Source organism: Marinobacter halodurans, from assembly GCF_004327985.1.
Classification (GTDB): Bacteria; Pseudomonadota; Gammaproteobacteria; order Pseudomonadales; family Oleiphilaceae; genus Marinobacter_A; species Marinobacter_A halodurans.
Window position 1 is genome coordinate 80,438 of sequence record NZ_SJDL01000005.1, and the last position, 11,777, is coordinate 92,214.

13 protein-coding genes are annotated in these 11,777 nt (G+C 62.7%); 8 read left to right on the forward strand and 5 right to left on the reverse strand.

Annotated features, from left to right (window positions below):
* Positions 1-96: 96 nt before the first annotated feature.
* From EZI54_RS04605 to EZI54_RS04640, 8 genes are all read left to right on the forward strand, one after another.
* On the forward strand, positions 97-1,215 hold the full coding sequence (locus EZI54_RS04605) for a muconate/chloromuconate family cycloisomerase (RefSeq protein WP_131479517.1): 1,119 nt from the start codon (positions 97-99) through the stop codon (positions 1,213-1,215).
* Between the two features lie 35 nt (positions 1,216-1,250).
* Entirely contained in the window at positions 1,251-1,541 is a 291-nt protein-coding gene (catC, locus tag EZI54_RS04610) for a muconolactone Delta-isomerase (protein ID WP_131479519.1), read from the forward strand.
* A gap of 100 nt (positions 1,542-1,641) precedes the next feature.
* The gene (gene catA / locus EZI54_RS04615) at positions 1,642-2,580 is read left to right on the forward strand and encodes a catechol 1,2-dioxygenase (protein WP_131479521.1); all 939 of its coding nucleotides are present in this window, start codon (positions 1,642-1,644) and stop codon (positions 2,578-2,580) included.
* 118 nt (positions 2,581-2,698) lie between these two features.
* Entirely contained in the window at positions 2,699-4,090 is a 1,392-nt protein-coding gene (locus EZI54_RS04620; protein WP_131479523.1) for a Rieske 2Fe-2S domain-containing protein, read from the forward strand.
* Positions 4,087-4,578: a benzoate 1,2-dioxygenase small subunit gene (benB, locus tag EZI54_RS04625; protein WP_131479525.1), complete on the forward strand. Its 492-nt coding sequence runs from the start codon at positions 4,087-4,089 to the stop codon at positions 4,576-4,578. Before EZI54_RS04620 ends, benB begins: the two co-directional genes overlap by 4 nt.
* A 39-nt stretch (positions 4,579-4,617) precedes the next feature.
* Positions 4,618-5,655 carry a benzoate 1,2-dioxygenase electron transfer component BenC gene (benC, locus tag EZI54_RS04630; RefSeq protein WP_131479526.1) on the forward strand — a complete coding sequence of 346 codons (1,038 nt, stop codon included), beginning with the start codon at positions 4,618-4,620 and terminating at the stop codon, positions 5,653-5,655.
* Positions 5,652-6,434, forward strand: a complete 783-nt coding sequence (gene benD, locus EZI54_RS04635; RefSeq protein ID WP_131479528.1) for a benzoate diol dehydrogenase BenD — start codon at positions 5,652-5,654, stop codon at positions 6,432-6,434. Before benC ends, benD begins: the two co-directional genes overlap by 4 nt.
* A 419-nt stretch (positions 6,435-6,853) precedes the next feature.
* The gene (locus EZI54_RS04640; protein WP_131479530.1) at positions 6,854-8,083 is read left to right on the forward strand and encodes an MFS transporter; all 1,230 of its coding nucleotides are present in this window, start codon (positions 6,854-6,856) and stop codon (positions 8,081-8,083) included.
* A gap of 56 nt (positions 8,084-8,139) precedes the next feature.
* Here the strand turns inward: EZI54_RS04640 and apbC are convergent, their stop codons facing one another.
* The 5 genes from apbC to fdxA all read right to left on the reverse strand — a co-directional run bounded on the left by apbC (position 8,140) and on the right by fdxA (position 11,737).
* The gene (gene apbC, locus EZI54_RS04645; RefSeq protein WP_131479532.1) at positions 8,140-9,021 is read right to left on the reverse strand and encodes an iron-sulfur cluster carrier protein ApbC; all 882 of its coding nucleotides are present in this window, start codon (positions 9,019-9,021) and stop codon (positions 8,140-8,142) included.
* A gap of 14 nt (positions 9,022-9,035) precedes the next feature.
* Positions 9,036-9,812 (reverse strand): ferredoxin--NADP reductase, encoded by a 777-nt coding sequence (locus EZI54_RS04650; protein ID WP_131479534.1) that lies wholly within the window; start codon positions 9,810-9,812, stop codon positions 9,036-9,038.
* Positions 9,813-9,882: 70 nt separating this feature from the next.
* On the reverse strand, positions 9,883-10,890 hold the full coding sequence (locus tag EZI54_RS04655) for a YeiH family protein (RefSeq protein WP_131479536.1): 1,008 nt from the start codon (positions 10,888-10,890) through the stop codon (positions 9,883-9,885).
* Positions 10,887-11,216, reverse strand: coding sequence for a DUF971 domain-containing protein (locus EZI54_RS04660; RefSeq protein ID WP_131479538.1), 330 nt, complete (start codon positions 11,214-11,216; stop codon positions 10,887-10,889). Before EZI54_RS04660 ends, EZI54_RS04655 begins: the two co-directional genes overlap by 4 nt.
* Positions 11,217-11,413: 197 nt before the next feature.
* Positions 11,414-11,737, reverse strand: coding sequence for a ferredoxin FdxA (gene fdxA / locus EZI54_RS04670; RefSeq protein WP_131479542.1), 324 nt, complete (start codon positions 11,735-11,737; stop codon positions 11,414-11,416).
* Positions 11,738-11,777: the final 40 nt, after the last annotated feature.

Sequence of the window (11,777 nt, forward strand, 5' to 3'; positions counted from 1 at the left end):
GGGTATTGCTCGCTATTTAATCAATATTGGTGCGAGTCCGTGAAACTTCGTACCGTGAACTGAACACGGCTAAACAGTTCGCGATCCGGAGACCCCATGAGCGCCACCATTCAATCCATCGAAGCCATCCTGGTCGACATCCCGACCATCCGTCCCCACAAACTATCGATGACAACCATGGGGGTTCAGACCATGGTCATCGTTCGCGTGACGGATTCCGATGGCATCGAAGGCCTGGGCGAGGCGACCACCATCGGCGGCCTGGCTTACGGTCCGGAAAGTCCGGAAAGCGTGAAACTGACCATTGATCACTACGTGGCGCCGCTGCTCATAAATCAACCGGCGGACAATATTAATACCTTAAAGGTAAGGCTGGGGCGTGTCATCCGTGGCAACACCCTGGCCAAGTCGGCGATCGAAACGGCGTTACTGGACCTGCAGGGCAAACGCCTTCAGCGGCCGGTGGCCGAACTGCTGGGCGGCGCCGTGCACACGCACATGCCGGTGCTCTGGACCCTGGCCAGTGGCGATACCGGCAAGGACATCGATGAGGCCATGAACCTGATCGAGGCCCGGCGCCACTGCGACTTCAAACTCAAAATCGGATCCCGTCCGCTGATGGACGACGTGCGCCATGTGGCGGCCATCAAGGAAGCGGTGGGCGACAGCGCCAGCGTCCGGGTCGACGTCAACCAGGCCTGGGACGAAGCCACAGCCGCCAAGGGCATGGCCGAACTGCAGGCCGCGGGGATCGATCTGGTCGAGCAGCCCACGCCGATGAAACATTTCGATTCGCTGGTGCGTCTGTCCGACAAGTTCCATCTCCCCATCCTGGCGGATGAGGCGGTGGCCGATGCGACGGACGGCTTCAACCTGGCGGCGGCCGGCTTCGGCGGCGCCTATGCCCTGAAGATTGCCAAGTCCGGCGGTCCGGCGCGGGTACTGGAGTTGGCGGCGGTCGCCTCGGCGGCGGGTATTGGTCTTTATGGCGGCACCATGCTGGAGGGCACGATCGGCACCGCGGCGTCGCTGCACGCCTGGTCGACGCTGGAAACGCTGCACTGGGGCACGGAAATGTTCGGGCCGCTGCTGATGAAAGACGACATCGTCGTCACACCGCTGACTTATCGCGACAACGGGGTCGAGCTGCCGGACGGTCCGGGCCTGGGCATCGCCATCGACGAAGACAAGCTTGAGCACTACCGCCGCAAGTGAGCGGCGGTCTGAACCCTGTTACGCAAGGAGTTTCCATGCTGTTCAAAGTTGAAATGAAGGTCAATCTGCCGGCGGACATGCCGGCCGAAGTCGCCGCCGACATCAAGGCGCGGGAGAAAGCCTATGCCCAGGAGCTGCAGCAGCAAGGCAAATGGCGTCACCTGTGGCGGGTCAGCGGCACCTACGCCAACGTCAGCATTTTCGACGTGACGGATAACGCGGAATTGCACGACTTGGTGAGCAGCCTGCCGCTGTTCCCCTACATGGACATCTCGGTCGCGCCGCTGTGCCGGCACCCGTCGTCCATTCACGAGGACGACCGATAAGCCAGGGAATGACAGATCACGGCGGCCACTGAAGTGGTCGCCATCCCGAAACACTGGTTTCTGATGAGAGCAACAAGAACAACGCCCGGAGGACTACGCAATGACTGTCAAAACGATGCATACCCCTGAAGTGAAAGAACTGTTGAACAAGGTCGCTGGCCTGGATCAGAGCGGTGGCAATGACCGCGTGAAGCAGATCGTCCATCGCCTGGTGCATGACATTTTCCAGATTGTGGAAGACTTCGATGTCACACCCGAGGAATTCTGGAGCGCCGTCTACTACGTCAGCGGACTGGGCCAGAACGGTGAAGCTGCACTGCTGGCACCGGGCCTGGGCATGGACCACTACCTGGATATCCGCATGGATGCCGAGGACGCGGAAGCCGGCCGCACCGGCGGCACCCCGCGCACCATCGAGGGCCCGCTATACGTGGCCGGCGCGCCGATCAGTGATGGCTTTGCCCGGATGGACGACGGCAGCGAAGATGCCGAAACCCTGATCATCACCGGCCAGGTCACTGACGAGCGGGGCCAGCCGATTGCCGATGCCGTGGTGGATATCTGGCACGCCAACACTCAGGGCACCTACTCCTACTTCGACCCGTCGCAGAGCGAGTACAACCTGCGTCGCCGTATCCGCACCGATGCCGAAGGGCGCTACACGGCTCGCTCCATCGTGCCGTCGGGTTACGGCTGCCCGCCGGAAGGCTCCACGCAGCAGTTGCTGAACCTGCTGGGCCGCCATGGCCAGCGTCCGGCACACATCCACTATTTCATTTCCTCCCCGGGGCATCGTCACCTGACTACCCAGATCAACCTGGCCGGCGACGAGTACACCTTCGACGACTTTGCCTTCGCTACTCGCGAGGAATTGGTGGTCGAGGCCAACCGCATCGAGGATCCGTCCCAGGCCGAACAGTACGGGCTGAACGGTCCCTTCACCAAGCTGGTGTTCGACGTGCAACTGGTGGCCACCGACGCCGCTGAATTGCAGGAACGCCACCCCCGCCAGCGCGCGCTGGAAGGTGAATCCGCCTGAGCTGAGGACTGAGCGCCCGGCTTCATTCCAACGCTTCCGTGCTTTAGTGATCCGGCCTGTCCCAGACAGGGCTGGCCGGGGACTCTCACGCCGAAAAAAGGCGAAAAGGAGAGAGGATATGACAACAAAACTCGACCAACTTGCAAAGACCGTCAACAACGCGGTCGTCGCCGATCCGGACAGCGGCCGCTTCCAGTGCGACCGGGCCATCTTTACCGATCGGGACCTGTTCGAACTGGAAATGAAGTACATCTTCGAGGGCAACTGGGTCTACCTGGCGCACGAGAGCCAGATCCCCGAGCCCGGCGATTACTTCACCGTTACCGTCGGTCGTCAGCCGGTCATCATTACCCGGACGAAGGACGGCGAGCTGAAGGCGATTCTCAACACCTGTTCCCACCGCGGCGCCACGCTGTGCCGCAAGAAGCGGGGCAACAAGACGTCCTTTACCTGTCCGTTCCACGGCTGGACCTTCCGCAACGACGGCAAGCTGCTCAAGGCCAAGGACCAGAAGAAGGGCGGCTACCCGGTGCAGTTCAACACCGAAGGCTCCCACGACCTGAAGCAGATGCCGAAGTTCGAGAACTATCGCGGCTTCCTGTTCGGCAGTCTGAATGCCGATGTGGTTCCGTTGGAGGAATACCTGGGTGAAACCACGAAGATCATCGACAACATCGTCGACCAGTTCGAGGACGGTCTGGAGGTCCTGCGCGGCAACTCCACCTACACCTACGAGGGCAACTGGAAGCTGACCGCCGAGAACGGCGCCGATGGCTACCACGTCAGCACCGTGCACTGGAACTACCTGTCCACCATGGGCCAGCGCAACTACGAGAAGGGCGGCACCGAGGCGGTGGATGCCAAGAGCTGGTCGGCCGAAGGCGGTTTCTATTCCTTCGAGAACGGGCACATGATGCTGTGGACCCGCCTGCTCAACCCGGAAGTGCGGCCCATCTTCAGCCAACTGGAGCGCCTGCAGGCCACCTACGGCGAGGCCCGGGCGGATTCCATCGTGCGCACCACCAAGAACCTGTGCCTGTACCCGAACGTGTACCTGATGGACCAGTTTTCCACGCAGATCCGGGTGGCGCGGCCGATCGACGTCAACAAGACCGAGATCACTATCTACGCCTTCGCGCCGAAGAACGAGCCGGCCGAGCTGCGGGCCAAGCGCATCCGTCAGTACGAGGACTTCTTCAACGTGTCCGGCATGGGCACGCCCGATGATCTGGAAGAGTTCCGCGGCTGCCAGAGCGGCTACGAAGCCCGGGGCATGCGCTGGAACGACATGAGCCGCGGTGCGGCGCACTGGATTGACGGCCCCGACGAGCACGCCAACCAGATCGACATGAAACCGATCATGAGCGGCGCCAAGCCGGAAGACGAAGGCCTCTACGTCAACCATCACAAGCACTGGCAGGACGAAATACGCCGGGCGATCGCCGCTGAAAAGGCGCGCTTTATCCCGATGACTGAATCGGAAAGCGAAGAAAAGGAGGGCGCGGCATGAGCCTGAGCTATGACGACATCGAACAGTTCATCATCCGCGAAGCCCGCCTCCTGGACGATCGCGAATGGGACAAGTGGCTCGAGTGCTATCACCCGGACGTCACCTACTGGATGCCGGCCTGGGACGACGACGACGAGCTGACCGAGGATCCGCAGACCGAGATCTCGCTGATCTACTACCCGAACAAGGACGGCCTGGTTGACCGGGTCTACCGGCTGAAAACCGAGCGCTCGGGCGCCAGCTCCCTGCCGGAGCCGCGCACCACGCACTTCACCAGCAACCTGGAGATCCTGTCCCAGGACGACCACGAGGTGACGCTGCGCTTCAACTGGCTGACCAAGGCCTATCGCTACAAACAATCCGCCGAATACTACGGAACATCCTTCTACACCCTGGACGTCACCGGCGAGCAGCCGCTGATCCGCGAGAAGCGCATTGTTCTGATCAACGATTGCATCAATCAGGTGCTGGACGTCTACCACCTTTGAGGTGGCGGACCAGCGCTGATGGATGGGGAGGGCAACATCATGAGTTACAACATCGCACTCAATTTCGAAGACGGCGTCACCCGGTTCGTTTCCTGCAACGAGGGGGAGACCGTGCTGGACGCCGCCTACCGTGCGCAGATCAACCTGCCGATGGACTGCTCCGACGGGGTCTGCGGCACCTGCAAGGGCACCTGCCGTCAGGGCCAGTACGATCTGGGCGATGAATACATCGACGACGCACTGACCGACGACGAAGCCGAGCAGGGCCTGGTCCTGACCTGCCAGATGGTGCCCTTCAGCGACTGCGTGGTGGAAGTGCCGGCGGCCTCCACCCTGTGCAAGACCGGCAACGCCACCGTCGAAGGCACTGTGGCCGAGGTGAACCTGATCTCCGCCACCGCCATCGAACTCAAGATTACGGCGGGCGACGACATCGCCTTCCTGCCGGGGCAGTACGTGAACATCCAGGTGCCGGGCTCCGAGGAGACGCGCGCCTACTCCTTCAGTTCCCAGCCGGGCAGCCGGGATCTCAGCTTCCTGATCCGCAACGTGCCGGGTGGGCTGATGAGTACCTATCTGGTGGGCAAGGCCCGGGCCGGCGACAAGCTGACCCTGACCGGCCCGATGGGCAGCTTCTACCTGCGTCCGATCGAGCGCCCGATCCTGATGCTGGCGGGCGGCACCGGCCTGGCGCCGATCCTGTCGAAGCTGGAGCACATGAAGGCCAACGGCTGCAACAGTCAGCCGATGCACCTGGTCTATGGTGTCAGCAACGATGAGGATCTGGTGTGCGTCGAGGCGCTGGAACAGTTCGCCGAAGCGCTGGAGAATTTCACCTTCAAGACCGTGATTTCCAGCGGCGACAGCGACCATCCGAACAAGGGCTATGTCACCAACCACATGGACGACGCGCCCATGAACGATGGCGACGTGGACGTCTACCTGTGCGGGCCGCCGCCGATGGTCGACGCCGTGCGCGCCTACTTCCGGGAACAGGGCATCACGCCCAACGCGTTCCACTACGAGAAGTTCACGCCCAGCCTGGCAACGGACGCGGTGAAGGAGAAGGTGGCATGAACCCGCGATTTGCCGACAAGGTGCTGCTGATCACCGGCGCCGCCCAGGGTATCGGGCGGCGGGTGGCCGAGCGCGCCGCGGATGAGGGCGGCCGTCTGGCGCTGGTGGATCGCTCCGATCTGGTCCATGAACTGGCCGCCGAGCTGGAGGAAAAGGGCGGTGACGCCATCGCCCTGCAGGCCGACCTGGAAGCCTGGGAGGGCGCCAACGGCGTGGTCGACAAGGCTCTCTCGCATTTCGGTCGGATCGACGTGCTGGTGAACAACGTGGGCGGGGCGATCAACTTCAAGCCCTTCACCGAGTTTACCGACGCGGAAATCAGTGCCGAGATCACCCGCTCACTTATGCCGACGCTCTGGTGCTGCCGGGCGGTGTTGCCGACGATGGTGGACCAGCAGGGCGGGGTCATCGTGAACGTCTCCTCCGCCGCGACCCGGGGCATCCACCGGATTCCCTATTCCGCAGCCAAGGGTGGGGTCAATGCCATCACCGTGTCGCTGGCGTTTGAGTACGCCAACGCCGGTATCCGGGTGGTGGCCACCGCACCGGGCGGCACCGAGGCACCCCCGCGCCGGATCTCTCGCGGCACGCCGGAAGCCAGAACCGAGCAGGAAAAGGCCTGGTTCCAGGCGCATATCGACCAGACCCTCGACGCCAGCCTGATGCACCGCTACGGCACCCTGGACGAGCAGGCCTCGGCCATCCTGTTCCTGGCCTCGGACGACGCCAGCTACATCACGGGCACGGTCCTGCCAGTGGCCGGAGGTGACCAGGGTTAAGAACGAACGCTCGGTGATGCCAAGACATAACAACAAGGCGAGAAAACATGCTTCTATTTAAACCGATCCCCCTTCCTGGCTCCGAAATCGGTCACCGGCTTGGAGCCCTTTTTCCCATTCCGAAAACGGATAACCGCGTATGCGTAAGCGGCTGAACGACCTGTCCCTGTCGTCTGTCGTCGGCGTTTTGGGGTGTGGTGATCGGGTACGGGGGTTATCTGGTGCTGAATGGCGGTGGCCGTCGTGCGGCGTAAATAAATGGAGGCTATGACGACGTTTATTTGGGTAGTGTTCGCCTAAATACGTAGATACAGCAAAGGGTCTGATCCTTAGAATGGGGGGCTGCAAGTTAACGCGCTAACCGGTAGTGTTCTACCGACCTTGGCGTGTCAGCACCCGGTTCAAGGATCCCGCGATCAATGACGACGGAAGACGCCCACACTTCTGAAACGCCTGCCGAAAAAGACGCCCTGAGAAATCTGGTGGTGGTCAGCCTGTGCCTGACCGCGGCCATCCTCGCCAACACCATGTTGCTGCTGGCGGTGCCGTTCAAGGCGATCGAGCTGGGTGTGGGACCGTCGTTGGTGGGTGTGATCATCTCGGCGCCTTATGTCTTGCCCATGCTGCTGGCGATTCCCATGGGTGGTGTGGTGGCCCGAATCGGCTGCCAGAAAATGATCATCGCCGGCGCTTTGGGGATGTCTCTAGGCCCGTGGGTGACACTGTTGCTGCCGTCGGTGGCGAGTCTGTTTGTCACCCAGGTGATCGTCGGGCTGGCGAACATGGTGCTGATCATCTCGGCCCAGACCGTCGTGTCCGGCCTCGCCAGCGGCAAACGACTGGAGCAGTATTTTGGCTGGTACACCACCTGCCTGTCAGGTGGGCAATTGCTGGGGCCGATTACCTCCGGCTTCCTGATCGATCACTTCTCCGTCAATGTCTCCCTGGCCGCCATTGGGCTGATCCCGTTGCTTTCTGCGATCGGTGCGCTGTTCTTTTCCCGGGATATCCGGAAAGGGGGGCGATCTAAGCGCGCTAACGGCAGTTATCGCGAACAGTGGCAGTTGCTGCGCCGCAATACCGGCATGCAGACGTCGATCATGCTCACCGTCACCGCGCTGTTCGTGCTGAGCATTCACTCGACGTTCATGCCGGTGTACCTGGAATCCCTCTCGCTGGCGGCCAGTTCCATCGGCCTGTTGCTGAGCATCCGCGCCATTTCCTCCATGGCGGTGCGGGTGGTGATGTCCCGCGTCATCGACCTGTGCGGCGGCCGCAACCGGGCCATCCTGATCGCCATCGTCCTGATCACCGGCTCCCTGACCGTGACCGGGCTGGTGGGCGACCACTACGCACTGCTGGTCGTCCTGGCCGTCGTCATCGGCATCGCCGGCGGCATCTCCCAGCCGCTGTCCATGGTGATCCTGTCCGAGAGCGTCCTGCCCGAGCAACGCTCCGCTTCCATGGCTACCCGCCTGATGGGCAATCGCGGCGCCCAGGTGCTGGGGCCGATGCTGATCGGCTTTCTGGCGGACATGACCAATTTCACCGTGGCGTTTGCGGTGATGGGTGGGGTGTTGTTGGTGTTGTATTTGACTTGGGTGGTTCGATCCGGGGCGTTAAGCCAGTCGCGACTCAGGGCGGAGTGATCGGGCAGCCTGCCGCCGTAGGTCGGACGGCAAACTGCCTCGTGGCAGGTTGATGCCTACTCCATGACGATAGTCGGCATGGCCGGTTCCCGGGCGTCGGTCGAAGGGGCGGACAGCGTGTCGAGCTTGTGGGCCATGGCTGTCGCGATGATGTTATAGGCGGTGGCCAGGGGCCCGCGTGGATCGCTGACCATCACCGGAATGCCCGCGTCGGACCCGGTGCGGATGTGGATGTGCAGGGGCAGTTCGCCCAATAATGCCGTGCCGGCGTCCTCGGCCATCCTGCGGGCGCCGCCTTCCCCGAAAATATGCTCCTCGTGCCCGCATTCGCTGCAGATGTGGGTGCTCATGTTCTCGATGATGCCCAGTACCGGCACGTTCACTTTCTCGAACATGGCCAGCCCTTTGCGGGCGTCCAGCAGGGCGATGTCCTGCGGCGTGGTGACGATGACGGCGCCGGACACCGGCATGCGCTGGGCCATCGTCAAATGGATGTCGCCGGTTCCCGGTGGCATGTCTACCAGCAAGTAGTCCAGGTTGTCCCACTGGGTTTCATACGCCAGCCGGGTCAGTGCCTGGGTGACCATCGGTCCGCGCCAGATCACCGGGGATGCGTCATCCACCAGGAACCCAATGGACATGGTCTGCAGGCCATGTCCCTGCATGGGTTTGAGGCGCTGGCCACCGGCGCTTTCAGGCGTGCCCTCCAGCCCCAGCATTCGGGGCTGGCTGGGGCCATAAAGGTCGGCGTCCAGGATGCCGACCCGGGCGCCCTGGGCCTTCAGTGCCAGGGCAAGGTTAGTCGTGGTGGTCGATTTGCCCACGCCGCCTTTACCGGAGGCGATGGCGATCAGGTGTTTCACACCCGGTATGGCGCGTTGTTCCAGATTGGCGGACCGGTTGGCAGAGGTTGGAATCTGGGAGATCCGGGATGTCATGGCAGTCGCTCCGCTTACTGTTCGACAAAGGCGCGTTCGATGACATAGTCACCGGGCTCGCCCTGCTGGGGGGAGGCGACAAAGCCGTTGTCGTCCAGCATAGCCGTCAGATCCCGGAGCATGGCCGGACTGCCACAGAGCATGACCCGATCGGTGTCCGGATTGAGTTGTGGCAGGCCCAGGTCGTTGGCGAGTTGGCCACTTTCGATGAGTGTGGTAATCCGGCCCTGGTTGCGGAACGGCTCGCGGGTGACGGTGGGGTAGTAGATCAGCTTGTCGCCAATGATCTCGGACAGGAACTCATGGTTGGGCAGTTCCTGCGTCAGGTAGTCGTGGTAGGCCAGTTCGCTGACCTCCCGCACGCAATGAACCAGGATCACCTTCTCGAAATTCTCGTAGGTGTCCGGGTCGCGGATGATGCTCATGAACGGTGCCAGCCCGGTGCCGGTTCCGAACAGGTAGAGGTACTTGCCGGGATTCAGGTCGTGCATGACCAGGGTGCCGACGGGTTTACGGCTGACGTACACCGGGTCGCCGACCTTGAGGTGTTTCAGTCGTGAGGTGAGCGGCCCGTTGGGGACCTTGATGCTCAGGAATTCGAGGTGTTCCTCATGATTGGCGCTGACGATGCTGTAGGCGCGCAGCAGGGGCTTGCCCTCCACCGGCAGACCTATCATCACAAAGTGCCCGTTCTCGAACCTCAGGCTCGGATCCCGGGTCGTTCTGAAGCTGAACAGCGTATCGTTCCAGTGATGGACGCTGATGACGTTTTCGGTTCCCAATGCAGCCATGGGGTGTTCCTCCTGGTGGTGTTGGTCGTGGCATGAGTGACGTGTGCATGGACTCAGAGCGGCAGTGGATTCAGGGTGAATAGGCGGCCATGGCCAGCATGGCGGTACTGACGAGCAACGCACTGAGCAGGGCGAGCAGGGCAAACGGTCGCCATCCCTGGGTCAGAAGCGCCGGCAGGCTGGTCCGCATGCCCAATGCCGCCATGGTGACCAGCAGGCAGGCCTGCGAGGTCGAGGTCAGGGCCTGGCGCAGTTCGGCCGACAGCCAGCCCAGACTGTTGAGACTGAACAGGCCGACGAAGCCGAGCAGGAACCAGGGGTGTTCCGTGCGGCTGGCGCCCTGCCGGTTCAACAGGGCGCCCAGCAACAAGACCAGCGGCGCGAGCAGGGCCACCCGCAGCAATTTGGTCAGCGTGGCAATGTCGCCAGCGGTGTCGGAAACGAGATAACCGGCGCCGGCGGCCTGGGCGACATCGTGGATGCTGGCACCCAGCAGGAGGCCGGTTTGCGGATCGCTGTAACCGAGCGATCCGAACAGCGGGGGCAGTGTCAGCATGGACAGCGTGCCCAACGCCGTGACCCCGACGACCACGCCCAGCAGGCGCCGGTCCTCAAGCTTGCCCTGCGGGATCACCGCTGCGACGGCCACCGCCGCCGACACACCGCAGATCGCCACGGCAATGCCGGCGACCAGGCTCTGCAGCCTCGGGAGCCCTAGCCAGTGCCCCAACAGCAGTGCCGAGCCGATGATCAGCGGCACACAGGTCGCGACCACTTGTAAGGGCAGGCTGCCGACCGTCATTAACTGGTCGACTCCGATCCGGGCGCCCAACAGGGCAATGCCCACGCGCAGCACCTGGCGGCTGCAAAAGGCAACGCCGTCCGCGAGCCGCGGATCCGAGGCATGACTGGCAAACCCGAAGCCCAGCAGCAGGACCAGCATCAGGGCGGGTGCCTCGTAATGCTGGGCCAGGAAACTGCCGGCCAGGGCCAGCACCACGCACATCGCGGTACCGGGGTAGCGCTGGCGGATGGGCGTCCACCAACTGGTGTCCAGGGCGCGTAGGGTCGGGGTCATGACGCCTGCTCTTTCAGTTCGCACAATTCGCTCAGCTCCCGCAGGTAGGCCCAGGGGTAGAGGCCCCGGTAGTGGCCGTCACTGAAGAAAAACTGCAGGCCGCTGACGCCGGACAGTTCGATCCGCTCGACGCTGACCGTGACGTCGATCAGGCTCAGACGACCCTGACGCTCCGCCTGGGTGCAGTGCGAACAGGCGCAGGACTTGCGCAGTTGCAGGCACGTCAGCTGCACGGTCAGGCCGTCTGGCCAGCTAAGCTCCACCGCGTTGCTCTTGCGCCTCAGGCGGACTTCCGTCGGGGGATCAACAATCTGCTGTCGGGTCATGAGGGGCTCCTCGTGTTATCCGCTGTTGCCCAGGCCAAAGCCCGTGCGGGGAGAATCAGATCCGGCGTTTCCGCTGGTGGTGTGTACCTGTCGGGAATGTCGATCGGGCGGGCGCTGCCCAGCACCGCAGCGGACAGCACCACCAGCGCCAGGGAGAGCCGCCGGGGTCCACTCGTTATGACAAGTTGGGGCATGGCTCAGCGCTCCAGGTACTGCAGCTTGTCGGGGCGGTCGATCCACTGTTCGGCTTCGCTCATGGGCGCCGAGGTGGCCTCGATGACCGGCCAGACTTCGGCCAGTTCGGCATTCAGCTCGATAAAGTGACGCTGGTCCTCCGGCAGGTCCTTCTCGTCGTAGATGGCGTCGGCCGGGCATTCCTGGACGCAGAGGCTGCAGTCGATGCAGGTCTGCGGATTGATCACCAGGAAGTTCGGTCCCTCGTGAAAGCAGTCCGTCGGACAGACGTCGACACAGTCGGTGTATTTGCAGCGGATGCAGTTTTCGGTCACAACAAAGGTCATGACGGTCTCCTCAATGTTGAAAGGCAGCGAACGGCCCGGC